Annotated in this window: 20 protein-coding genes; 4 read left to right on the forward strand and 16 right to left on the reverse strand. The window is 64.7% G+C overall.

The features are described from left to right. Positions 1 to 147: 147 nt before the first annotated feature. Together GGR23_RS14825 and GGR23_RS14830 are read left to right on the forward strand one after the other, a co-directional pair. Positions 148 to 552 (forward strand): (R)-mandelonitrile lyase, encoded by a 405-nt coding sequence (locus GGR23_RS14825; protein ID WP_183367088.1) that lies wholly within the window; start codon positions 148 to 150, stop codon positions 550 to 552. A 69-nt stretch (positions 553 to 621) separates the two neighbouring features. Continuing rightward, a complete protein-coding gene (locus GGR23_RS14830; RefSeq protein ID WP_183367089.1) occupies positions 622 to 1,653 on the forward strand; it encodes a hydroxyacid dehydrogenase in 1,032 nt (343 codons plus the stop codon). A gap of 24 nt (positions 1,654 to 1,677) precedes the next feature. Here the strand turns inward: GGR23_RS14830 and GGR23_RS14835 are convergent, their stop codons facing one another. The 9 genes from GGR23_RS14835 to GGR23_RS14875 form a co-directional block, all read right to left on the reverse strand. After that, on the reverse strand, positions 1,678 to 2,781 hold the full coding sequence (locus GGR23_RS14835) for a Gfo/Idh/MocA family protein (protein WP_183367090.1): 1,104 nt from the start codon (positions 2,779 to 2,781) through the stop codon (positions 1,678 to 1,680). 133 nt (positions 2,782 to 2,914) lie between these two features. After that, positions 2,915 to 3,700: a ThuA domain-containing protein gene (locus GGR23_RS14840; protein ID WP_183367091.1), complete on the reverse strand. Its 786-nt coding sequence runs from the start codon at positions 3,698 to 3,700 to the stop codon at positions 2,915 to 2,917. Between the two features lie 70 nt (positions 3,701 to 3,770). Then, positions 3,771 to 4,775 (reverse strand): ABC transporter ATP-binding protein, encoded by a 1,005-nt coding sequence (locus GGR23_RS14845; protein WP_183367092.1) that lies wholly within the window; start codon positions 4,773 to 4,775, stop codon positions 3,771 to 3,773. Positions 4,776 to 4,786: 11 nt separating this feature from the next. Further along, positions 4,787 to 5,620, reverse strand: coding sequence for a carbohydrate ABC transporter permease (locus GGR23_RS14850; RefSeq protein WP_183367093.1), 834 nt, complete (start codon positions 5,618 to 5,620; stop codon positions 4,787 to 4,789). Further along, the gene (locus tag GGR23_RS14855) at positions 5,620 to 6,594 is read right to left on the reverse strand and encodes a carbohydrate ABC transporter permease (protein WP_183367094.1); all 975 of its coding nucleotides are present in this window, start codon (positions 6,592 to 6,594) and stop codon (positions 5,620 to 5,622) included. The genes GGR23_RS14850 and GGR23_RS14855 overlap by 1 nt, the downstream gene beginning before the upstream one ends. Before the next feature lie 104 nt (positions 6,595 to 6,698). After that, a complete protein-coding gene (locus GGR23_RS14860; protein ID WP_183367095.1) occupies positions 6,699 to 7,982 on the reverse strand; it encodes an ABC transporter substrate-binding protein in 1,284 nt (427 codons plus the stop codon). A 242-nt stretch (positions 7,983 to 8,224) separates the two neighbouring features. After that, positions 8,225 to 9,250, reverse strand: a complete 1,026-nt coding sequence (locus GGR23_RS14865; RefSeq protein ID WP_183367096.1) for a substrate-binding domain-containing protein — start codon at positions 9,248 to 9,250, stop codon at positions 8,225 to 8,227. A 188-nt stretch (positions 9,251 to 9,438) separates the two neighbouring features. Next, entirely contained in the window at positions 9,439 to 11,964 is a 2,526-nt protein-coding gene (locus GGR23_RS14870; protein ID WP_183367097.1) for a methyl-accepting chemotaxis protein, read from the reverse strand. A 231-nt stretch (positions 11,965 to 12,195) separates the two neighbouring features. Further along, a complete protein-coding gene (locus tag GGR23_RS14875; protein ID WP_183367098.1) occupies positions 12,196 to 13,332 on the reverse strand; it encodes a TadE/TadG family type IV pilus assembly protein in 1,137 nt (378 codons plus the stop codon). Between the two features lie 393 nt (positions 13,333 to 13,725). Between GGR23_RS14875 and GGR23_RS14880 the strand changes: the two genes are divergently transcribed. Both GGR23_RS14880 and GGR23_RS14885 read left to right on the forward strand, forming a co-directional pair. Then, entirely contained in the window at positions 13,726 to 16,152 is a 2,427-nt protein-coding gene (locus GGR23_RS14880) for a GcvT family protein (protein ID WP_183367099.1), read from the forward strand. Positions 16,153 to 17,643: 1,491 nt separating this feature from the next. Further along, on the forward strand, positions 17,644 to 17,994 hold the full coding sequence (locus tag GGR23_RS14885; RefSeq protein ID WP_183367100.1) for an ArsC family reductase: 351 nt from the start codon (positions 17,644 to 17,646) through the stop codon (positions 17,992 to 17,994). Between the two features lie 81 nt (positions 17,995 to 18,075). On the opposite strand, the gene GGR23_RS14890 is transcribed toward GGR23_RS14885, so the two are convergent. The 7 genes from GGR23_RS14890 to GGR23_RS14920 all read right to left on the reverse strand — a co-directional run bounded on the left by GGR23_RS14890 (position 18,076) and on the right by GGR23_RS14920 (position 24,372). Beyond that, entirely contained in the window at positions 18,076 to 18,297 is a 222-nt protein-coding gene (locus GGR23_RS14890; RefSeq protein ID WP_183367101.1) for a DUF1330 domain-containing protein, read from the reverse strand. A gap of 64 nt (positions 18,298 to 18,361) precedes the next feature. Further along, positions 18,362 to 19,666 carry a nicotinate phosphoribosyltransferase gene (pncB, locus tag GGR23_RS14895; protein WP_183367102.1) on the reverse strand — a complete coding sequence of 435 codons (1,305 nt, stop codon included), beginning with the start codon at positions 19,664 to 19,666 and terminating at the stop codon, positions 18,362 to 18,364. A 144-nt stretch (positions 19,667 to 19,810) separates the two neighbouring features. Then, positions 19,811 to 20,767 (reverse strand): 2-hydroxyacid dehydrogenase, encoded by a 957-nt coding sequence (locus GGR23_RS14900; protein WP_183367103.1) that lies wholly within the window; start codon positions 20,765 to 20,767, stop codon positions 19,811 to 19,813. A gap of 31 nt (positions 20,768 to 20,798) precedes the next feature. Continuing rightward, positions 20,799 to 22,415, reverse strand: coding sequence for an ABC transporter ATP-binding protein (locus tag GGR23_RS14905; protein ID WP_183367104.1), 1,617 nt, complete (start codon positions 22,413 to 22,415; stop codon positions 20,799 to 20,801). Beyond that, positions 22,412 to 22,888 carry a type II toxin-antitoxin system VapC family toxin gene (locus tag GGR23_RS14910; protein WP_210296984.1) on the reverse strand — a complete coding sequence of 159 codons (477 nt, stop codon included), beginning with the start codon at positions 22,886 to 22,888 and terminating at the stop codon, positions 22,412 to 22,414. The genes GGR23_RS14905 and GGR23_RS14910 overlap by 4 nt, the downstream gene beginning before the upstream one ends. Next, positions 22,885 to 23,157 (reverse strand): hypothetical protein, encoded by a 273-nt coding sequence (locus GGR23_RS14915; protein WP_183367106.1) that lies wholly within the window; start codon positions 23,155 to 23,157, stop codon positions 22,885 to 22,887. The genes GGR23_RS14910 and GGR23_RS14915 overlap by 4 nt, the downstream gene beginning before the upstream one ends. Positions 23,158 to 23,220: 63 nt before the next feature. After that, positions 23,221 to 24,372: an ABC transporter permease gene (locus GGR23_RS14920; protein ID WP_183367254.1), complete on the reverse strand. Its 1,152-nt coding sequence runs from the start codon at positions 24,370 to 24,372 to the stop codon at positions 23,221 to 23,223.

Here is a 24,372-nt window from a genome sequence, read left to right on the forward strand (position 1 = left end):
CGGCTGCCGTTGACGATAGGCTTCCTGGATTGCGCCAGGCTTGCGCAGGCTTGCCCAAGGCTTGCAGCGGCAGCCGGCGGATCCAAGGCGCAAGGCGGGCACGAGCAAGGCCATTTGCAGGCAACCGGCACAGGAAAGGACAGGACGATGGACATCAGGCGCGCGGGGTCACGGGCATCGATCGCGGTGAATTCCGCCTATTTCACGGGAACGGTCCGGCAGGACCCGGTCAACGAGGCCGAGGAGCCGGGGCGGGTGAAGATCGTCAGCGTCACCTTCGAGCCGGGCGCCCGGACCGCCTGGCATACGCATCCGCTCGGGCAGACGCTGATCGTGACCGCCGGCATGGGACTGGTGCAGAAGGAGGGCGGCCCCATCGAGGCGATCCGCCCGGGAGACGTGGTGTGGATACCGGCCGGAGAGAAGCACTGGCATGGGGCGGGGCCGAGGACGGCCATGACCCATCTGGCCGTCCACGAGGCGGAAAACGGCAGCTCGGCCGACTGGATGGAGCCGGTCAGCGACGAGGAATATGGCGCCTATGTGGGCTGATCCCGGCGCTTGTCATGCCGCACGGCATTTGGTTAGCTCCGGGTGCCTGTCCGCCTTCCAGAGGAACCGATGACCGAAGATACCCGCCCCCTTGTTCTTTCCTGCCCGCTGCCGCGCACCCTCGACCTCATCTTCAGCGAGGAGAACCTGAAGCGGCTTCATGCGCGCTACCGGATCGTCGAGACCACGGACGAGGCCTTGCCCGGCCTGCCCGACGCGGTGCTCGCCGAGGCGCGCTACATCATCGGTCAGCCGCCGGTTTCGGAAGAGACGCTCGCCCGGCTGAAGAGCCTGAAGAGCGTGCTGAACGTCGAGAGCAACCTTCTGAACAACATGCCCTATGACACGGTGTTTGCGCGCGGCATCCATGTGCTCACAACAGGACAGGTTTTTGCCGTGCCGGTCGCGGAGCTCGGTCTTGCCATGGCGCTGAACCTCGCCCGCGGCGTGATCGATGCGGATCTCGACTTCCGCGAGGGCCGCGAGCTCTGGGGCGGCGACGGCAACCGCACCGCGCGGCTGCTCACCGGTGCCGATGTCGGCATCGTCGGCTATGGCGATCTCGGCAAGGCGCTGCACCGGGTGCTCACCGGCTTCAGGCCGCGCATCCGGGTCTACGACCCCTGGATTCCGGAAGCGGTGCTGAAGGATGCGGGCGTGGAGCCGGCAGGGCTGGAGACCGTGATGCGCGAGAGCGACTTCGTCTTCGTCGTCGCTGCGGTGACCAGCGAGAACCGGGCCTTTCTCGGCGAAGCCGGCTTCGGCATGATGCGCCGCGGGGCGGCCTTCATCCTCCTGTCGCGGGCCGATGTGGTGGATTTCGATGCGCTGCTCAAGGCCGTCGGGAGCGGCCATATCGTCGCCGCGTCGGACGTGTGGCCGGAAGAACCCCTGCCGGCCGGCCACCCGGCGCGGCGGATGACGGGTTTCGTCCGCTCCGCGCACCGGGCCGGCGCACTCGACGTGGCCTTCAAGAAGATGGGCGAGATGGTGCTCGACGACATGGAGTTCATGGACAGGGGCCTGCCGCCCGTGCGGCTGCGCCGCGCCGAACGGGAAACCGTTGCGCGGATGCGCTCCAAGCCCGTTTCCGTCAACTGAAGGGGCCGCGGACCGGCCCCTCCCTCAGCCGGCGGCGGCCGTCGCCGGCTCGGCCTTGACCAGAACGCCCGGCGTCTCGAACTTCTCCGCTTCGTCCAGCACGCGCTGCAGCTCCGCGCCGCGGGCGAAGTCCGGCTCCGGCAGGTCCGTGCCGCGGATGGCGCCGATGAAGCGCTGGTAGACGGTGGGGACGGGGGGCGTTTCCACGTCTTCCCAGGTGGCCGTCATCAGGTTCGGCTCGAGACAGGCGCGCAGGTGGCTTTCCTTCTTCTCGAAGAGCACCTCGAGCCCGCCCTTGTCGCCATAGACCCGGAGCCTGAGGTCGTTGAGGTGGCCGGAGGCGAAGCGGGTGGCGCTGATCGTGCCGACGGAGCCGTTTTCCAGGCCGAGATGCATGACGAAACTGTCATTGGCATCGAGCGTGTACTGGTCGATGACGCCCCCCGGCGCCTTGTCGAAGGTGACGAGGCGGCAGTTGAGATCCTTCACCCCGCTGCCGATGATGAAGGTGGCGTAATCGATGATGTGGATGCCGACATCGCCGAGCACGCCCTTGGAGCCGTGCGCCTTGGAAAGACGCCACAGCCACTGGCTTTCCGTATGCCAGTCGCCCCAGGCGGGCTGGGTCAGCCAGCTCTGCAGGTAGGAGGCCTCGAAATGGCGCACCGTGCCGATGTCGCCGCGCGCCACCATTTTGGCCGCTTCCTGAAGGGCGGGCACGTTCCGGTAGCTGAGGTTGACCATGTTGACGACGCCCGCCGCGCGCGCCGCATCGGCCATTTCCTGCGCCTGGCGGTAGCTGGTCGCGAGCGGCTTTTCGCAGAGCACGTGCTTGCCCGCCGCCAGGAAGGGCAGCGTTGTGGCGTGATGCACCTGGTCGGGCGTGACGTTGGAAACCGCGTCGAACTCGCCCCAGGCAATCGCGTCCTCGATGGAGGCAAAGCCATGGGGAATGCCATGACGCTCCAGAAACAGGGCGCGCTGCGCGTCCCGCGGATCGACGCCGCCGACCACCTCCACGCCTTCGATGGCCTGATAGGCTTCCACATGGGTGCGGGCCATGCCGCCCGTTCCCACGATCAGCACCCGGATCGGCCCCTCCTGGATGAAACCGGACTGGATATTCATTCTGCACCCCTTCAGCAGCAGTTCTGGTCGGCACGTCCCCGGCGCATGACGGCTGGCGGATGCGCGCGGGTCCGACCGGTTTTCGTCGGTGGCCAGGGAGACGGGGCGTCCCGCCTCCCGATGGCATCATGGATCAGCGAAGGCCGGCCTCGCCCGCCTTGTGCAGCTTCGGGCCGCGCTCCTCGATCTTCTCCGGGGCCTTGTCGACCGGCACGTTCGGCGCGGCATTGGGATCGGCGATGCGCTGGACCGGGTTGAAGGCCCAGTGCACCGCATTGCGGATCACCGTCTGCACGTTGGCGTCGTGATAGGTCGGATAGGTCTCGTGGCCGGGGCGGAAGTAGAAGATGTTGCCGGCGCCGCGGCGATAGGTGAGGCCCGAGCGGAACACCTCGCCGCCCTGGAACCAGCTGACGAAGACCGTTTCCAGCGGCTCCGGCACGCCGAAGGGCTCGCCGTACATCTCCTCGTTTTCCAGCTCGAAACTGTCGGGAAGGCCGCGGGTGATCGGGTGATGCCGCGAGGTGACCCAGAGCCGCTCGCGCTCTCCGGCCTCGCGCCAGGAGAGGTTGCAGGGCGCGCCCATCAGCCGCTTGAACGGCTTGGAGAAATGGGCGGAATGCAGGAAAATGAGGCCCATGCCGGCCCAGACGGCCTCGCAGACGCGCTCCACCACCTTGTCGTCCACGTCGCCATGGGCGGCATGGCCCCACCAGATGAGCACGTCGGTCTCGGCCAGGCGCTGCTTCGTCAGGCCGTGTTCGGGCTCCTGAAGCGTGGCGGTCGTCACGGAAAGGGCGGTGTCTGCGGCAAGGGCACGGGCAATGCAGGTATGCATGCCGTCGGGATAGATCTCCTGGACCACCTTGCTCTTCTGCTCATGCACGTTCTCGCCCCAGACGACGGTTCTGATGGCCATAAGTCTCTCCTTTTGTTTTTGTCCTGGAGGCCGGACCCTTGGGATGGCCCGCCTCCGCTTCAGGGGACGGTCAGACGACCGGAAGCCCCCTCTCGTCAAATCGGTGCAGGTTCTCGGGTGAAGGCACCAGACCGATCTTTGTTCCATAGGGAATGGTCAATTTCCCCGACTGGCGGACGATGACCGGCTCCGTCGCGCCGATGTCGACGAAGAGGTAATTATCCGATCCGAGGTCTTCCGCATGGACCACGGTGCCGCTCCAGACGGCCCCTTCCTCCGACACCGCGATATGTTCCGAGCGGATGCCGAGCGTGTGGCAGCCATAGGCGCCGGCAAAGGCGCCGGTGAGGAAATTCATCTTCGGGCTGCCGATGAAACCGGCGACGAAAATGGAGTTCGGGCTTTCGTAGAGCTCCGCCGGCGTGCCGACCTGCTCCACCTTTCCGTCGCGCAGCACGCAGATGCGGTCGGCGAGCGTCATCGCCTCCACCTGGTCATGGGTCACGTAGATCATGGTGACATTGTTCATGGCGTGGTGAAGCTTGGCGATCTCGAGACGGGTCTGGACGCGCAGCGCCGCGTCGAGGTTGGAAAGCGGCTCGTCGAAGAGGAAGACGCGCGGATCGCGCACGATCGCCCGGCCGATGGCAACGCGCTGGCGCTGGCCGCCGGAGAGCTGCTTCGGCAGGCGGTCGAGCAGATGGTCGATCTGCAGGAGCTTCGCCGCCTCCAGCACGCGCTTGCGGATCTCGTCCTCCCCCGCATGGGCGAGCTTCAGGCCGAAGGCCATGTTGTCGTAGACCTTCATGTGCGGATAGAGCGCGTAGGACTGGAACACCATGGCGATGCCGCGCTTGGAGGGCACCAGGTTGTTCACCCGCTCGCCGTCGAAGACGAGGTCGCCCGAGGTGATGTCCTCGAGCCCGGCGATCAGCCGCAGCAGCGTGGACTTGCCGCAGCCGGAAGGGCCGACGAAGACCATGAATTCGCCCGAGCGGATTTCGAGATCGATGCCCTTGATGACGTCGAAGGCGCCGAAGGACTTGCGGAGGTTCTTGAGTTCGATGCGTGCCATTGGTTTGCCCCTCAACCCTTGACGCCGCCGGCGGTGAGGCCGGCCACGATTTTACGCTGGAAGATCAGGACCAGCACCACGAGCGGAACGGTCACGATGACCGAGGCCGCCATGATGGGTCCCCACGGGATTTCCTTGTCGGATGCGCCGGACAGCAGCGCGATGGCCACGGGAACGGTGCGCGTCGTCTCGGAGGAGGTGAAGGTGAGCGCGAAGAGAAACTCGTTCCAGGCGCCGATGAAGGCGAGCAGCCCGGTGGTCACCAGCGCCGGCCAGAGAAGCGGCATGAAGACCTTGGTGATGATCACCCAGGGCGTCGCGCCGTCGACGATCGCCGCCTCCTCGATCTCCACGGGCAGGTCCCGCATGAAGGTGGTCAGCACCCAGACCGTGAAGGGCAGCGTGAAGATCGTGTAGGAGAAGATCAGCGCGAAGGGCGTGTTGAAGAGCCCGAGGAAACGGATGAGCTCGAAGAGGCCGGCGAGAACCGCGATCTGCGGGAACATGGAGACCGCGAGGATGGTGATCAGCAGCAGCCCCCTGCCCCGGAAGCGCACCCGCGCCAGCGCATAGGAGGCGGTCACCGCGAGAAGCAGCGACAGGCATACGGTCGCGGTTGCCACGAACAGGGAGTTCAGGACGTTCTGCGGAAATGTCCGCCCCGTGAGGACGGTGCGGTAATTGCTGAGATCGAAGCTCGTCGGCCAGTAGGTGACCTCGAAGATCTGCGTCCCCGTCTTGAAGCTCGTGAGAATGGCGTAATAGAAGGGGAAGACCGCAATCACCACGATCGCCACGACGGCGATGTAGAAGCCCGTGCGGGCGATAAGGCTCTGCGCTTGCATCAGCGGTTCTCCCCGGTCAGGTTCACCTTGCCGAGCCAGATATAGGCGGCGACGAAGAGGGCGATGATCGCGAAGAGCAGCGTCGACTGCGCCGAGCCGTAGGCGAACTTGTCGAAATCGATGAGGTTCTCGCGCGAGATGACCGACATGGTCTTGGTGGCGCTGGAATTGGGCGTCAGCACATAGATGAGGTCGAAGATGCGCAGGGCGTCGAGGGCGCGGAAGATCACCGCCACCATCAGCGCCGGGCGGATGAGCGGCAGCGTGATCCTGAAGAAGACCTTGACCGGATGCACGCCGTCGATGCGGGCGGCCTCGTAGATGTCGCGGGGGATCATCTGCAGGCCGGCCAGGCACAGCAGCGCCATGAAGGGGGTGGTCTTCCACACGTCCACCATCAGCACCGCATACATGGAGGTCGCGTCGCTCGCGGTCCAGGCAATCTTCTCGGAGATGATGCCGAGGTTCAGGAACAGATCGTTGATGATGCCGAACTGGTCGTTCAGCATCCAGGCCCACATCTTGGCCGAGACGATGGTGGGGATGGCCCAGGGGATGAGGATGGCCGCGCGCACCAGGGCCCGCCCGCGGAATTCCGCGTTCAGCACCAGCGCGACGAGCAGGCCGAGGACCGTTTCCAGAAGCACCGACACGAAGGAAAAGCGCACCGTGTTCCACACCGCGTTCCACCAGGCGGGATCCACCAGCGTGCCGCGATAGATCGTCTTGCCCGAGGACAGCGTCCGCCAGTTCAGATAGTTGCCGAGACCGATCCATTCGCCTTCGTAGAGCGAGGAGAGGGTCGTGTTGGTCAGCGAGAAATAGATGGTCCGGAACAGCGGCCAGGCGGCGGCGGCGATGAGCGCCACCATCATCGGCGCCAGGAACCAGAAGGCCGAGCGCACGCGCTGCTGCTGCAGGCTGAGTTCCGCGCCGGTTCCGGCCCGCGCAGGCGAGGTCGAAGGTGAGGTCATGGGTCAACTCCCCGGAAAGGTCCGCGCGACCCGGGCTTCATGCCCGGGTCGGAAAGGCAGAGTGGCCGGGAGACGAGGCTCCCGGCAGGGAGAGAAGGGGCCTGTTACCAGGCCGAGCCCTTGAGTTCGTCGAGATCGGCTTCCAGCATCTCGAGATTTTCGGCAGCGGTGCCCTTGCCGGCGAGCGTGTCGTGCACCGAGGACCAGAACTTGGCCGAAACCTCGTTGTACTTGCCCTTGGTCGGGGCGGACGGACGCGGTACGGCCTGCAGGAAGACATCCTTCCACTGCGGGATGATCGGCTGCTTCTCGGCGATTTCCTTGTCGTCGTAGAGCGACTGGATGGTCGGCAGGTTGGAGGCGATCAGGGCGCGCTGCTTCTGCGCTTCCGGGCCGGCGAGATAGAGCGCCAGCGAAATCGCGGCGTCCTTGTGCTTGGAATATTTGGAAACGGCCACGTTCCAGCCGCCGAGCGTCGCAGCCGAGGTGTCGTTGCCGCCGCCGGTCGGCAGGGTCGTCACGTCGAAGAGCCCCTTGACGGCGCTGTCGGCACCGTTGCCCAGCGTATAGGCATAGGGCCAGTTGCGCATGAAGACGGCATTGCCGGTCTGCCACAGGCCGCGGGCCTCTTCTTCCTGATAGGACAGGACGCCGGGCGGCGAGATGGTGCCGACCCAGGATTTCGCGGCCTCGAGCGCGGCGACCGCCTTCTCGTTGTTGACGGAAATGGTGCCGTCGGCCTCCACCACCTGACCGCCGCCGAAGGACTTGATCCATTCCAGCGCGTTGCAGGTCAGGCCTTCATAGGCATTGCCCTGCCAGATGAAGCCCCAGAGGTCCTTCTTGCCGGCAGCCCGTTCGGCGTCCTGGATTTCCTTGGCGGTGGCGGCCATCTCTTCCCAGGTCTTCGGCACCGGCTTCTTGTACTTCTCCAGCAGGTCCTTGCGGTAGTAGAGCGCCGGCGCATCCGTGAAGATCGGCAGCGCGACGAGCTTGCCGTTGACGGTCTGCGATTCGATGATCGAGGGGAAATGCTGCGGGGCGAGATCCTTGGCGGCCGCCGTCAGGTCCTCGAACTGGTCCGCCAGCTGCGGCGCCCAGATCACGTCCGTCTGATAAAGGTCGATATCGGTATTGCCAGCGGCGAGCCACAGGCGGTACTGGCCGAACTGGTCGGTGGTGGATGCCGGCATCGGCACCAGCGTCACCGTGTTCCCCGTCTTCTCCTCCCACGGCTTCACGATCTTCTTGAAGTCTTCGACCGCATTGCCGACGGCGCCGGAGACATAGGTGATCTCCTCGGCGCGAACGGGCGCGGCCACGAGGCCAGCCGCCAAAACAGCAAACATTGCCGAGCCTGCAATCAGGCTCCTGATCCTGAACGTCATGAAATATCCTCCCGGTTTGGCACGGGCAGATTTTTGCCCGCGCGGCGCTCGGTTGGGGCTCCCTCCCGCAATCCGAAACGTTTCGGAAAACTAGCGCCAACTGCTCGCTTGTGTCAAGAGCACCAAGGGCGCGCCGGGAGGCGGCTTCAACCATGACGATAACGATAAAGTCCGCTTGGTGTTCCGGCCCGTCCCGCCGGCCGCGAAACGTGGTGAAGGGGATGTTTCCGCGCGGGTGCCGTTCAGGCCTGCGGCGCGGTCGAGGCGCGCTCGACGAACTGGTGGCGCGCCACCTGCTGCATCTCCTCCAGCGGCTGGCCGGCAATGGCAAGCGTCAGATATTCGGCGAGCGGCGGCCAGCTGGCGCTGAGCGGCGAATAGGTGACGCTGAGCGGCGGCTCGAAGGTTGCGGGATCGGTATTGGGAAGGGCGTCGTCATGGGCGATGACCGAAAGGTCGGCCGGAATGCGCAGGCCGCAATCGGAGGCGGCCCGGTAGACGCCGGCGGCAATCAGAACGTTGCTGCAGAATATCGCCGTCGGCGGGTCGGCCGCGGCCGTCAGCATCTCCAGCGCCGAACGGTAGCCGAACTCCTCCGTCATCTGGCCGTGCCGCACCAGCGCGGGATCGACCGGAAGGCCGCGGGCGCTCAGCGTTTCGCGATAGCCGGCATAGCGGGCGAGCGAATAGGTGAAGTGGGCGATGCCGTTGATGAAGCCGATGCGGCGGTGGCCGAGATCGAGGAAGCGGGTTACCGCATCCACCGCCACGAAGCGGTTGTCGATGTCGAAGTGGGGGTAGTCGGTGCGGTCGGGCAGCCGGCCATGGACGACGAAGGGCACCTTGCGGCTTGCCAGGTAGCTGATCCTTCTATCGTCGAGCACGGGCTTGGTGACCACGAAACCGTCCAGCGAGCCGTTGCCGACGAGCTTCTGGTAGACGGCGATGATATCATCGTCCTCCTCCGCCACATGCAGCACGAACTGCATTCCGCGGCGGGAGAATTCCGCCGAAAGCCCGGCGACGATCTCGAAGAACAGAAAGTCGGAGGTGAGGCCGGGATACTTCGAATCCACCAGCGCCACGATGCCGGACCGCCCGGACACCAGCTTGCGGGCCGAGATGTTGGGCTCGTAGCCGAGCCGGCCGGCCGCTTCCTTGACCCGGCGGCGGGTTTCCTCGTTGACGTCGGAATGATCGTTGAGGGCGCGGCTGACCTGCGTCACCGACAGGCCGACCGATCGCGCCACGTCCTTCAGGGTCACCATTCTCAAAGTTCGCTCCCACAGGCCACGGCATGGGCCAGATACTTGCCCCGCATAACCGTCCGGCCGCTGCCATGGCAAGGCTTACACCAAGGAAAACCGTCTTGCACCTGCCCGCTTCGGGTCAAGCGGTGCCGGGGAACGAAAAAGGGGCGGCCTGACGGCCGCCCCGGAACGCCCGACGCAATACCTCAGGCGGCGTAGGCCTGTGACCTGCCCGCGGACTGGGCAAGCCGGAAACGGTTCACGAGAGCCATAAGCTGGTCCGCTTCCGACGAGAGATCGCGGCTGGCCTCGGTGGTATGCGAGGCCACCGCGGCATTCTGCTGGGTCATCTGGTCCATGTTGTTGACGGAGCCGTTGATCTCCTGCAGCGCGGCGGACTGGTCCTGGGCGGCGGTGGAGATGGTTTCGACATGCTGGCTGACGGCCGCGATCTGGCGGCTGATCTCGGCAAGCACGGCGCCGGTCTCGAGCACCAGCTTCGACCCGCCGGTGACCTCTTCGGAAGACTTGGTGATCAGGTCCTTGATCTCGCGGGCGGCCTCGGCGGAGCGCTGGGCGAGCTCGCGCACCTCCTGGGCGACCACGGCGAAACCCTTGCCCGCCTCGCCGGCACGGGCCGCCTCGATCCCGGCATTGAGTGCCAGCAGGTTTGTCTGGAAGGCGATCTCGTCGATCACCTCGATGATCTGCTCGATCTGCTTGGAGGCCTGCTCGATGCGGCCCATGGCCGAAATCGCATTTTCGACCACGCTGGCGGAATTGTCCGCCGTGGACTTGGTCTGGCTCACGGCGCGGTTTGCCTCCCGCGCCCGTTCGGCGGTCGAGCGGACCGTGACCGTGATCTCGTCGACGGAGGCAGCCGCCTCCTCGAGCGAGGCGGCCTGGCTTTCCGTGCGCTGCGACAGCTCGGCCGCCGAGCGCATCAGGTCGGAGCCCTTGCTCTGGATCGCCATGGCATTGCTCTGGATGTCCATCAGCGTATCGTGGAGCCGCTCGACGGAGGCATTGAAATCGACGCGCAGCTGGTCGAGGCGGCCGCTGAAGGCGGTGTCGAGCTGCACCGAAAGGTCGCCCTGGGCGAGGCGGCCGAGGCCCGAGGCAAGCTGGCTGACGGCATATTCCAGCTGCTGGTCGAAGGCCTGCTTTTCCGCATCGTGGCGCCGCCGCTCCTCTTCGGCGCGGTCCCGCGCATGGGCGGTCTCTTCCTCCATGCGCAGCTTGGAGAGGGCGTTTTCCTTGAAGATGCCGAGCGCCCGGGCCATCTCGCCGATCTCGTCGGCACGGCTGACGCCGGAGATGCTGGTATCCAGGTAGCCGTCGGCGATGCGGCGCATGACGCCGGTGATCTGCCCGATCGGGCGCTGGAGGGTGAGCACCAGCGCGATGCCGCCACTGATCGACAGCACGATGCCGAGCACGGTCGCGAGCATGGACACGCCATTGGCGCGCTCCTTCTCGGTGCCGGCGGCAACCTTCTGCATCTCGGCGAAACTGGTGAGGTTGCGCCAGACCTTGTCGATCGTGGCGGTCGCGTGGCCATAGGTCTCCTCGCGCTGCGTGCGGTTGTCGAGAAGCGCCCTGGCGCTGGCCTCGATCGAGGCGACGACGGGCGGCACCTCAGCGGTGACGTCCTTGAGCTCGTCGATGCCCTTCGACGAGATCTCGACGGCGGCGAGATCGGAGGTCACGCTCTTCAGCTCCGCCTGCAGGCGGCCGAGCGACTTCTCCGTCATGTCGTTGTGGAATTCGGCCTCGGCGAGCTGCAGCGCCGCGATGTCCTTCTGCAGGATGCGCACGTCCGTCAGCGCGGAATTGGCGGCAACGATCTTGGCGTCTAGGCTGCCGAAGAGCTTCGTCGCCTCCTGCGTGCGCCGGCTGGCGGTGGTGAAGAACTGCGAGGCGAGGCTGTTGACCAGCGGGAACTGGGCCTGCAGCTGGGAAATGGTGTCGGCATTCGGCTCGGCGCCGATCAGGGGCTCGGTCTTGGCGATCAGATCCTCGATGCCGGCCAGCACATCCTTGCCGCCGTCCGGCATGGCCTGCGCCAGCGGCCCCTTGATGCGCTTCAGCTTGAGGATGACGTCGGCAAAGGCCTTCACCTTGGCCGCCGGATCGGTGGCGGTGAAGAAGTTGCGCGGAATGCTGGTCATGAGATCGCGCGAGCGGGAGAGGAAATCCGCCTGGCGGAGCATGTCTTTGGCGGCGCTTTCGTCGAGCTGCATGCGCTGTTCGACGGCGGTGGCCTGGGTCGCGACCATCAGGCTGATGCCGACCAGCGACTGCTGCGCCTTGCGCAGCTCGGCAAGCTTCTCCTCGGCCTCCCCATGCAGCGCCCAGAGCGTCTCCACCAGCGGCGGCACGGCGGCGGTTCCGTCAAGGGCCTCGTCGAGCTTGTCGATGCCATCCGCCGTGGTGCCGGCACCCTTCTTGGTGTCCATCAGGGCGGATTGCTGCGAATGCAGGTAGCCCAGCACCAGGCTGAAGCTCTCCTCGTTGGTGTCGTGAACGAAGTCGTTCATCGAGCTGGTGAGTTCCTTGAAGCCGCTCAGCGACTGCAGCACGTTGTTGGAAAGGGTCATGCGGCCCTCGAGCAGGCCCGATGCATAAAGCCCCGTCAGACCCACCGCCGAAATGCTGATGACGAACGGCAGCACGAAGATCAGCACCTTCGTCTTGATCTTGAAACGGGATAGAATCTTGTCCACCAGCATGCTGCCCTCGGATCCCTCAACATGTCCGCCGGGCGCCTGCATCGTCGGCCGGTTTCGGTTGTCCTGATGTCACAGCAGTCATTGCCGCGGGGGTATCGCCCCACCATGGTTCACATGTTGATATTCACGGAAATGCGTTAACAAATCGCTTGCGGGCGGCGGATCCGCTAAAACAGAAAAGCGGCGGAAACATCCGCCGCTTCAATCGTTTATCCCGAATAACAGTTCTCGTTACTGGGTAAGCCGGTTGCTGAGTTTCGACGTCTTCTTGCCGATCGACTGGAAGGCGGAAATCAGCTGGTTCACGTTGCTCGCCTCGAAGTAATAGCTCGTCCCGCTCGAGCAGTAGGACAGAAGCTGCTTGCCGCGGTCGGGGGCGACAAAGGCGACCGAATAGATCTGGATGCCCGCCGTCTTGGCCGTATCGCACCATTGCCGGGTGGACGCGTCGTTGTTGGTGTTGTCGTTGGCCCCGTCGGTCATGAACAGGATGAACTTCTGGGGCGCAATGCCGGACTTGCCCATGTGGGCCTGGGTCTCGGAGGCGGCGTTGAGCGCGTTGTAGGCGGTCTTGATCGCGTCGGTGGAGTTGGTGCCGCCGGAAGCGGTCAGGGCATTGGTGTAGTTGCGGGCGTCGGTGGTGCCCCAGTTCAGCGGGGCGGGCGCGTTCGCGACGTTGCTGTAGGAAACCGCGCCCATGCGGACATATTCCTTGGTCGGGTCGTTCCCGTCGAACACGTCCGCCAGCGCCTTCACCGCGGATTTCAGCGAAGCGATCTTCTTGACGTAGCAGGGGCTCTGCCAGGTCGGGTTCGGCCAGTTGGCCTCGTAGTAGTTGTTGCAGGCGCTCTGGCTGGTATCGACGGTGGTGGTGACCCACTCCATCGAGCCGGAGCGGTCGAGCGCGAGATACATGGAGATCGGGTTCTTGGTCTCGATCTCGCTCTGCGCGCTGCCGACGGCAGTGACGCGCGCATGGGTATAGCCGAGCAGCACCTGGATGCCGCTGAGCGGCACGTTGTAGGTGGAGGTGACCTTGACGGTGTAGACCTTGCTCTGGCTCGTCGGCGCCGTCTGGGTGATGCTGACCGTGGGCGTTCCGAGGTTCTGCAACTCCACGGTGGAGCCGGAGCCGGCCATGTGGCCCTTGATGAAGTTCTGGGCGAGCAGCTGGGCGGCCGATGCCGACAGCCCGTTGTTGACCATGGCGGAGGCAGCACCGAGCGCGGCGGAATCCACCGCATTCTGCAGCTGCTCCCGCGTGCGGGACATGGAGGTGATATCGAGCGCCATGCCGCCGGCCATCAGCAGCATGGGGATAAGAATAGCCGTCGTGACGGCAAAGTTACCGTCCCGGCTTTTCAGCATTCTTCCTGCGTGCGAGAACATGAATTCCGACCTCATAACGACATTTATCGGAACCAATAATCTCAATATATTTCTTTCACGTTATAACACTGATGAAAATTGTTGGTTTTTATAACTAATATTCCGTAACGCCCGCTCGCAAAAAATCCGTTTGGTCATGCTCCCATTTCTTTTTGAGGCTTCCCGGGGCTTCGGCGCTTGACTTCAAACCCCCTCTTCACGCCCCTTATCAGCAGCAAGCAGGGCCTGTGGCAGGCGTGTTTGCCGGGGTGGGGCATGCCGGTTCGAGGGGACCGCCCCCGCCGCCGACAATCCAGACAGATCAGGCTTCGGCCGGCCCGCGCCGGACCCCGCAGCCGGTGACAAGACCTTGAAAAAGGGGAGGTTTTTCGAATGAAGTCTCACGCACGCGTCGTGATCATCGGCGGCGGCATCATGGGGGTCGGGCTTCTCTACCACCTGGCGCTCGAAGGATGGACGGATATCGTGCTCGTCGAGAAGGGCGAGCTCACCTCCGGGTCCACCTGGCATGCCGCCGGCCAGTGCCCGCAGTTCACCACGTCGCTGAACCTCACCCGGATTCACAATTACGGAACCCAGCTCTATCCCAAGCTGGAGGAGCTGACCGGGCAGGCGGTTTCCTGGCATGGCTGCGGCGGCCTGCGCCTTGCCACCACCGACGAGGAGCTGAACTGGCTGAAATATGTCTACGGCGTCTCGCGGCTTGCGGGCTACGAATGCGAGATCATCGGCCCGGACGAGATCCGCCAGTACCATCCCTTCCTGAACACCTTCGGCGTCAAGGCGGCCTTCCACACCATCACCGACGGCCATGTGGCGCCTGCGGACGTGACCAATGCCATGGCGGCCGGCGCCCGCAAGCTCGGCGCGGAAATCTACCGCCGCACCATGGTCACCGACGTCAAGCACCTGCCCTCCGGCGAATGGCTCGTGGTCACGGACCAGGGCAACATCACCTGCGAGCACGTGGTGAATGCCGCCGGTTCCTATGCGGATGTGGTCGGCGCCTGGTCGGGACACAATGTGCCGATTGCGAACATGCTGCACCACTACCTGATTACGGAACCGGTGCAGGAACTGATCGATTTTGGGCCAGAATTGCCCGTGGTGCGCGATCCCTGGAGCCATTCCTACCTCCGCGAGGAGACCAACGGCATCCTGATCGGCCCCTACGAGACCGCCACCGCCCATGTGTGCTGGGACGGCAAGCCGCCGGCCTGGGATTTCGAGAGCGAGCTGGTCGCGCCCGAACTGGACCGCCTGATGCCCTGGCTGGAAAAGGCCGGCGAGCGCTTCCCGCTGTTCAACAAGGCGGGGCTGAAGTCGGTGATCTCCGGCGCCATCACCCATACGCCCGACGGCAACTATCTCTCCGGGCCCGCTCACGGCCCCCGGAACTACTGGATGCATTGCGGCGCATCGATCGGCATCTGCCAGGGTGCGGGTGCCGGCAAGTATCTGGCCCAGTGGATGGTCCACGGCCAGGCCGAGATCAACATGCGGGAATTCGATCCGCGCCGCTTCGGCTCGCGCTGGGCGACCAAGGAATACACGGAAACGGTATCCATCGAGGATTACCACCACATGTATTACTGCTACAAGCCGGGCGAGCAGCACAAGGTGGGGCGCAATCTCCGCACCTCCTCGCTGCACGAGAGGCTGAAGGCGGAAGGGGCGCAGTTCAGCCAGATCTACGGCTGGGAGCGGGCGCGTTGGTACGATCGCACCGGCGAGGGGGAAAACTTCTCCTACCGCCGCAACAATGCCTTCGAGGCGGTGCGGGCGGAAGCGATGGCCGTGCGCGAGCGCGTCGGCCTCATGGATCTCTCCACCTTCTCCAAGTTCGAGGTGAAGGGGCCGGATGCCCATGCCTTCCTGGAGCGCATCTGCGCCAACAGGGTTCCGGCCCGGGATGGCGGCATCATCCTCGGCCATCTCCTCAATGCCAACGGCTTCATCGAATCCGAGCTCACCATCACCCGCCTTTCCGCCGATCATTTCTACGTGCTGTCGGCCGCGGTGGCGCAGGAGCACGATTACGACCAGATGGCCTGGCGCAAGCGCGACAGCGAAAATGTCACCATCACCGACATCACCGACGATTTCGGCGTGCTGGTCCTGGCCGGCCCCCGCGCCCGCGACGTGCTTTCGGCCTGCACCGCCACGGATCTTTCGAACGAGGCCTTCCGCTGGCTGACGGGCAAGGTCGCAACCGTCGCCGGGGTTGCCGGCGTGCGGCTGCTGCGCGTGAACTATGTGGGCGAACTCGGCTGGGAGCTGCATTGCCCCATGGCGGAGATGCCGAGAGTCTATGACGCGCTGATGGCGGCGGGCAAGCCGCACGGCATCCAGCTCTTCGGCACGCTGGCGATGAACTCGCTGCGCATGGAAAAGGCCTATCGCGGCTGGGGCTCCGAGCTCACCACCGAGATCGACATGTTCGAGGCCTCCATGGAGCGCTTCATCCGCACCGACAAGGCCGATTTCATCGGCCGCGAGGCAAGCCTTCGCCGCAAGCAGCAGGGCGAGCGCATGAAGCTCGTCTACATCGAGATCGACGCCACCGATTCCGACAGCCTCGGCAACGAACCCGTCTATGCCGGCGACACCCTCATCGGCCTCACCACCGGCGGCGCCTATGGCTACGCCACCGGCAAGTCGCTCGCCTTCGCCTACGTCTCTCCGGACCGGGCCGCACCCGGCACGGAATTCGAGGTGCTGATGTTCACCGACCGCCACAAGGCACGCGTGCTCCCCGATGTCGCCTGGGACCCGACAAACGAGCGCCTGCGGGCCTGACCCCCGCCTCACCCGCCGGCACCGGGTTGCGTCTGCCGGGACGCACCCCGGTGCCCCGCGTGGCGTGGAGTTTGCCGATGTGCACCCTCCTCTGCCTTGCGCGGCGTTTTCTTTGCCGTACAGCACCCCCCTCTGCCCTGCCGGGCATCTCCCCCTCAAGGGGGGAGATCGGGATGGGGATTCTTGGGGCAGTCCCCCGCAAACGTCTCTGCAAATGAAACGCTCATTGTTTGAGGAAATCAAAAACCGCAATGTCGATCTCCCCCCTTGAGGGGGAGATGTCCCGGCAGGGACAGAGGGGGTGCGGTGCGGCAAAGGAAACGCCGTGCAGGGACAGAGAGGGGTGCACATCGGCAAACTCGACGTGGTGCGAGGCACCCATAATCTCCCCCCTTGAGGGGGAGATGCCCCGGCAGGGACAGAGGGGGGTGCAGCACGGCATACTCCACGCCCTGCACCCCCCCCAAATCCCTAACCCCCTGTTTCTCCACCGATAAAAATTTGCATCCCGTTCATCCCCCGCAGCAAAACCTGTGGGATAATATTCCTCGTTCCGCCCTGGCTACACCGGGAGCCCTGCGATCCCGGTCAGGCGGAGCCGGTCTTCCTCGTCACGCCGTCGCAGCGGCGCGGCAAGGGACGGCGCAGAAACTGGTCTCCCTTCCCGGTTCGCCAATGAGCCGGGGGCGTGCCTGTGTGGTAGCGACAAGTCCATCCGATGGGGCAAGGCTGCAAAACGCTCCGCCCCAGAAGCACAAATCCCCGGCCAGCCCTTCACCGGGCCAGCTGCAGAGGGAGTCCCCGCCGGGGGCATGCGAAAACCCCGGAAGGAGCGCGATGGGCGCAGAGAGACCGAAGTTGCGTTGGCAAAAGCCGAAACGGGGCGCGGAATGCGCCATATACTTATTCATACGAGGTGCACCCCGCGCCCCGGCCACCCCCTCGTGTCCCGAGGGAAGGACATGATGCATCCCCCGGCCTTTCCAAGGGCGCGGGAAGGATGACGCATGGGAATGGGAATGGGAATGACGGCACCCCCTTCCGTGACGAGCGGGAGGGGGGAGCTGGGATTGGGTGGCGTGCAGCGCCGCGTGTGACGTAACGCACCCCCCTCTGCCCCCGACGAACCGTCGAGTTTGCCGATGCGCACCCCCCTCTGCCCTGCCGGGCATCTCCCCCTCAAGGGGGGAGATCGGGATGGGGATTCTTGGGGCAGTCCCCAGCAGACGTTTCTGCAAAATGAGACGCTTGTTGTCTGGCGAAACCACAAAACCCACGGTCGATCTCCCCCCTTGAGGGGGAGATGTCCCGGCAGGGACAGAGGGGGGTGCACATCGGCAAACGCAACGCCTTGCAGGCAAAATGGGGGTGCGCATCGGCAAATTCGACACCGTGCGGGCAGAGTGGCGTGCACATACCCCCCACGCCGAACACCCCCCTTCAACAATGGAGCGCCGGCATGCTAGAGCGGCGGCGAGCAAAGGAGCAAGCATGTCCCTGACCCTATATGGCATCAAGAATTGCGACACGGTGAAGAAGGCGCGAGCGTGGCTGACGGCGGAAGGGCGGGAGGTGGCCTTTCACGATTACAAGCTCGCCGGCATCGACGAGGCGACGCTCGCGGGCTGGGTGAAGGCGCATGGCTGGGAGACGGTGCTGAACCGCGCCGGCACCACCTTCCGCGCCCTGCCGGAGGAAGAGAAACAGGATCTCGACGCCGAGAAGGCGATCCGCCTGATGCGCGCCAATCCGTCGATGATCAAGCGCCCGGTGCTGGTGAAGGCGAGCGGCGAGAGCCTTGTCGGCTTCAAGCCCGAGGCCTATCGCGCCTTTCTGGGCTGAAGGTCAGGCCGTGTCCGGTACGCCGTCGACCACGACGAGGCTGCCGCGGGTGGATTGCTGGCGGACCGGGATGATGTCCTGCTAGGCCTGGCTGGCGTAGAACCGGTCATAGACATCCCGTGACGGGAATTCGATGACGATCAGCCGGTGGGTCTCCCAGTGGCCCTCGATGGGATAATGGTTTCCGCCGCGCACGAGGAAGCGGGCACCGCATTCCGCGACCAGCTCGCGAACCCGGCGGGAATAGACGAGAAACTGGTCGAGGTCGGTGATTTCGAGATTTCCGATGACATAGATCTTCATGATGGCCTCCGGGACAGGCGATCATGATTATCTTCTTATTTTCGGAAATGAAACCGAATTCGGATCACACGGTCACATCCTGCACGACCTGGTCCTCGGTGCCGAAGAATTTCAGGTAGCGCTGCACCTCCGCCGGATCGCCGGTGGCCTTGCGGGGATTGTCGGAGAGCTTGACGGCCGGGCGGCCGTTGGCGTCGGTCACCTTGCAGACGATGGAGATGGGCTTCAGCCCGGCATTTTCGGCGGGTGCACAGCCGGCGAAGTCGTTGGTGAGGTTGGTACCCCAGCCGAAGCTCATGCGCACGCGGCCCTCGAAATGCCGGTAGGTGGCGATGATCGCGTCCACGTCGAGCCCGTCGGAGAAGATCAGGAGCTTGTCGCGCGGGTCCTTGCCCTTCGACTGCCACCAGTCGATGATCTTTTCCCCGCCCTCGATGGGGGGCGCGCTGTCCGGGCGGAAGCCGGTCCAGTCGGCGACCCAGTCGGGCGCGTGCTTCAGGAAATGGGCAGTGCCGAAGGCATCGGGCAGCACGATCAGGAGGTTGCCGCCATAGAGGCGGTTCCAGTCCTGGAGCACCTTGTAGGGGGCGGCCGCCAGCTCTTCGTCCGTGGTCGCCAGGGCAGCCGCGACCATCGGCAGCTCGTGGGCATTGGTGCCGACCGCCTCGAGATCGCTGTCCATGGCGAGCTTGACGTTGCTGGTGCCGGTGAAGGCTTCGCCGATGCCCTCCTTCAGCGCCTCCACGCACCAGCGCTGCCAGAGGAAGGAGTGACGGCGGCGGGTGCCGAAATCGGAAATGCGCAGACCCGGCAGCGTGCGCAGGCGTTCCACCTTGCTCCACATCTTCGCCTTGGCGCGGGCGTAGAGCACGTCGAGGGTGAACTGGCCGAGATGCTTCATGGCGGCGCGCGAGCGCAGCTCGTTGATGATCGCCAGAGCGGGAATTTCCCACATGCTGGTTTCCATCCAGCGGCCGTGGAAATTCAGCACGAACTGCCCGTCCTCGCGGTAAAGCTCGTATTCCGGCAGGCGGAAGGCGGCGAGCCAGGCGAGGAATTCCGGTTCGAAGATCTGGTTGCGGCCATAGAAGGTGTTGCCGGCGAGCCAGATCGCCTCCTTCTTGGTCAGCTTCAGGCTGCGGGCATGGTCGAGCTGGTCGCGCAGCTCCTGCTCGTCGATGTCGTCGGCAAGCCGGACCGAGGTGGTGCGGTTGATGAGGGAGAAGGTGGCGTTCACCTGCGGATAGAGCTTCCAGATCATCTGGAGCATCAGGAGCTTGTAGAAATCCGTGTCGATCAGGCTGCGGATGATCGGATCGAGCTTCCAGGTGTGGTTATAGACCCGGCTCGCAATATCGGTCTTGGTCATGGCAACACTCCGGCGCCCGTCCGCGCCTCTCGAAATGGCAAGCCGTCATGGCCCTCACGCAGGTTTCTAAATCGATCTTATTGGAAACCGGCGCGCGAAAGTCCAGCCTCGAAGGGAGGATTTCGGCTCGCCCCGCCGGCTGAATCAGTAGCCGATCGTCCGGTTGACCAGGTTTTCGAGCGGCTCGCCCCTTTCGAAGCGGGCAATCTGCCGCTCGACGGCGCGAAACAGCGCCCGCTCGTCGGAGGCGGCGGCGGCATGGGGCGTGAGGATGATCTCTTCCACACCCCAGGCCGGATTGTCGGCCGGGAGCGGCTCCTCCTCGAAGACGTCGAGGGACGCGCCGCGCAGCACGCCGGACCGGATCGCCTCGACCACATCCGCCGTCACCTGGCTCTTGCCGCGGCCGGCATTGATGAAGACCGGCTTGCCGAGCGCCCCGCCCTGCCGAAGTTTGGCGAAGAGCGCCGCATTGTAGAGGCCGGTCGTCTCCGCCGTCAGCGGCAGCAGGCCCACAAGAATGTCGGTCCTGCCGAGGAAGGTATCGAGGCCGGCGGCATCGAAGGTTTCCATGCCCTCGACCGTCTTCTTCGTCCGCGACCAGCCGATGACGTTGAAGCCCATCATCTTGAGCTTGCGGGCCGCATCGAGGCCGAGCACGCCAAGCCCCATCATGCCGACGGTGAGATCGGCGGCTTCGGGTTGGGGCAGCTCGCGCCACTCCCGCCTCTTCTGCATGGCCGCATAGGTCGCGACCTGGCGCAGGTGGGTGAGGCATTGCAGCACCACATATTCGCTCATCCGGTTCGTCAGCGTGTCGTCGACGAAGCGGACGATCGGCACTTCCTTGGGCAGGGTCGGGATGGCGAGGATCTTGTCGACCCCGGCGCCGCCGGAAAAGATCACCTTCAGATCCGGCATCCGGGCAAAGAGATCGTGATCCGGGTTCCAGCAGACCGCATAGGCGATCCCGGAGAGATCGCGGCCCCGATTTGCGGGATCGGCGAGATTGATGGTTTCCCGGCCCGGGAATGCCGTCTTCAGCGCATGGACGACGGTTTCCGGATCGAATTTCAGGTCGATGACGACGGGGCTTTGCATGGGCGGGATACTCGGCGGATTGGAGGAGGTATCAGGCGGTCTTGACGACCTTGAGGTCGAAGGCGGCGGCGAGCAGCCTTTGGGTGTAGGGATCCTGCGGCGCCTCGAAGAGGGCTGCGGCGGGGCCCTGCTCCACCACCTTGCCGGCGCGCATGACGACGATGTCGTTGGCCAGCGCCTTCACCACCTTCAGGTCGTGGCTGATGAAGAGATAGGCGAGATCGTGCTTCGCCTGCAGGTCGCGCAGGAGATCGACCACCTGCGCCTGCACGCTCTTGTCGAGCGCCGAGGTCGGTTCGTCCAGCATGACGAAGCGCGGCTTCAGCACCATGGCGCGGGCAATGGCAATGCGCTGGCGCTGGCCGCCGGAGAATTCGTGGGGGTAGCGCCAGCGGGTGGCGGGATCGAGACCCACTTCGGCCAGCGCCTCGGCCACCCTGCGGTCGCGGGCCTCGGCCGAGAGGCCGGGTTCGTGCACGGCGAGCCCTTCGGCGACGATGTCGGCGATGCTCATGCGCGGGCTCAGCGAGCCGTAGGGGTCCTGGAAGACGATCTGCATGTGCCGGCGAAGCGGCCGCATGGACTTGAAGGAATACTGGTGGATGTCGGACCCGACGAAGGCGATGCGCCCCTCGCTCGAGATGAGCCGCGTCAGCGCAAGCCCCAGCGTCGTCTTGCCGGACCCGCTCTCGCCGACGATGCCGAGCGTCTGGCCGGCGCGGAGCTTGACGCTCACGTCGTCCACCGCCTTCACGTGGTCGACCACGCGGCGCAGGAAACCCGACTTGATCGGGAACCAGACCTTCACATGCTCGCCCTCGATGATGACGGGCTTGGAGGCATCGGCAACCGGCGGCTCGCCCTTTGGCTCGGAGGCGAGAAGATGGCGGGTATAGTCGTGCTGCGGATTCTCGAAGATGTCTTCGACCGGGCCTGCCTCCACGATCTTGCCCTTCGTCATCACGCAGACGCGATCGGCAAACTTGCGGACGATGTCGAGATCGTGGGTGATGAAGAGCATGGACATGCCGTGCTCGGTCTTCAGCTTCGCCAGAAGCTCGAGGATCTGCGCCTGCACGGTCACGTCGAGCGCGGTCGTCGGCTCGTCGGCGATCAGGAGTTCCGGGCGGTTCGCGAGCGCCATGGCGATCATCACGCGCTGGCGCTGGCCGCCGGACAGCTCGTGCGGATAGGCGGAAAGCCGCTTTTCCGGCTCGCGGATGCCCACCTGGTTCAGGAGTTCGAGGATGCGCGCGCGCGCCGCCTTGCCCTCCATGTTCTGGTGGAGCGAGAGGATTTCGGCAATCTGCTGCTCGATGGTGTGCAGCGGATTGAGCGAGGTCATCGGCTCCTGGAAGATCATGGTGATGTCGTTGCCGCGCACCTTGCGCAGCACCTCGTCGGGGGCGGACAGGAGGTCCCTGCCCTGGAACAGGATCTCCCCGGAGGGGTGGCTCGCCGCCGGATAGGGCAGGAGCTTCAGGATCGAATTCGCCGAGACGGACTTGCCCGATCCGCTCTCCCCCACCAGCGCCACCACCTCGCCCCGGGCGATGTCGAAGGAAACGTGGTCGACGGCAAGCGAGGTCTTGCCGCCCTGATGAAAGGCCACCGACAGGTCGCGGACGGAAAGAAGCGGTTCGGTCATGGATCCAGACTTTTGAGAAGGGCGTCGAGGGTGGCGAGATCGGGTCGGAGGATGGCGAGGTCGCGAAAGTCATCGAGCCCGTCTGCTTCCAGCTGACTTGGGCGAATGCCCTCATCCCCCGTCAGGAAATGACTGCAGCCGGCGGCCGCCGCTGCCGCCAGATGCAGGGCATCCGGAAGTTTCAGGCCCCTGTTGCTGGCACGCAGCTGCGCCGAAAGCCGATAGACGGGACGCGTCAAAGGGAAGAGTGAAATCAGACCGCCCTCTGTCAGAAGGTCCTCATATTGCAGGATGAGGGCGGCATTCTGATCCCGGTAAGGCTTCACCAGCAGTTCGGAGAGCGTGAATTCGGCCGTGACGAGCATTCCGTCGCGCGGCATTTCGGCGAGGATCAAGGCTTCGAGCCGGCTGGCCACCGGATCGAGCTTCTCCATGGCACGAATGAAGATATTGGCATCGAGATAGATCCTCATCGATCATCCCATTCATCACGCAGGGCGCGGATGCGTTCGACGGGATCGTCCGTCGCCTCGCGGAAATCCGGTGAGGTTTTGTAGCGCCGGATGGATTCTCGCAACTCTTGGACGGATTGCGATTTGCGAGGCTCCGGTGGGAAATCGGACAGGGAGCGCATCCCTGTCACTTCGATGGTGACCATGACTTCGGCACCCTCGGAGATCCCTTCCCTGAGGTCCTCGGGGAGTTTCGACACGGGGTAGTGTTTCCGCACGATCCTGTTCATGGCCTTTTTCCTCCGCGGGGACGGTCCGAAGGGGAAATATAGCGCCGAAGCTCCCTCATTGCATCACCGGAAGGTCTTGCGGGGGTCGAAGGCGTCGCGCACGGCCTCGCCGATGAAGATCAGCAGCGAGAGCATGATCATCATGGTGAAGAAGGCGGTGAGACCGAGCCAGGGCGCCTGGAGGTTGTTCTTGCCCTGCGCGATCAGTTCGCCGAGCGACGGCGAGCCCGGCGGCATGCCGAAGCCGAGGAAATCGAGCGAGGTGAGCGTGGCGATCGAGCCCGAGAGGATGAAGGGCAGGAAGGTGAGCGTCGCCACCATGGCATTGGGCAGCAGGTGCCGCCACATGATGGTGCGGTTGTTGACGCCGAGCGCGCGGGCGGCGCGGACATATTCGAAATTGCGCGCCCGGAGGAATTCGGCCCGCACGACGCCTACGAAGCTGACCCAGGAGAAGAGCAGCATGATGCCGAGCAGCACGAAGAAGCCCGGCGGCAGGATGGCGGCGATGATGAGCAGGATGTAGAGCACCGGCATGGAGGACCAGATCTCGATCACCCGCTGGAGAAGGAGATCCGTCCAGCCGCCGAAATAGCCCTGGATGGCGCCCGCCGTCACGCCGATGACGGCAGAGCAGACGGTGAGGATCAGGCCGAAGAGCACGGAGATGCGGAAGCCGTAGAGCATGCGCGCCACCACGTCGCGGGCCTGGTCGTCGGTGCCGAGCCAGTTCAGGTTGCCAAGCGTGCAGCCCGGGTCGTCCACCCCTTGCGGGTATCCGGCGCAGCGCTCCTCCTTCGACATCAGCCAGAAGGGAGCGGTCGGCGCCGAATAGGGAATGTTGGAATTGACCGTCTGGTAGGAATAGCGCACCGGCGGCCAGATCATCCATCCATTGGCGTTGATCTCCTCGGCGATGTAATCGGACCGGTAATCCGTTTCGGCCAGGAAGCCGCCGAACTTTTCCTCGGGATAGTCGACAATGACGGGCACCAGAAGCTCGCCCTTGTAGGAGACGAGAAGCGGCCGGTCGTTGGCGATGAAGTTGGAGAGCAGGCTGAGCACGAAGAGGACGAGGAAGATCCACAAGGACCAGTAGCCGCGCCGGTTCGCCTTGAAGTTTTCCCAGCGGCGGCGGTTGATCGGCGAAAGCAGGCCCCGGCGCGGCGGGGCTTCTGGCGCGGTGGGTGCGGGTTCGAAGGGGGCGGCGGTCAT

Source organism: Gellertiella hungarica, from assembly GCF_014197145.1.
GTDB lineage: Bacteria > Pseudomonadota > Alphaproteobacteria > Rhizobiales > Rhizobiaceae > Gellertiella > Gellertiella hungarica.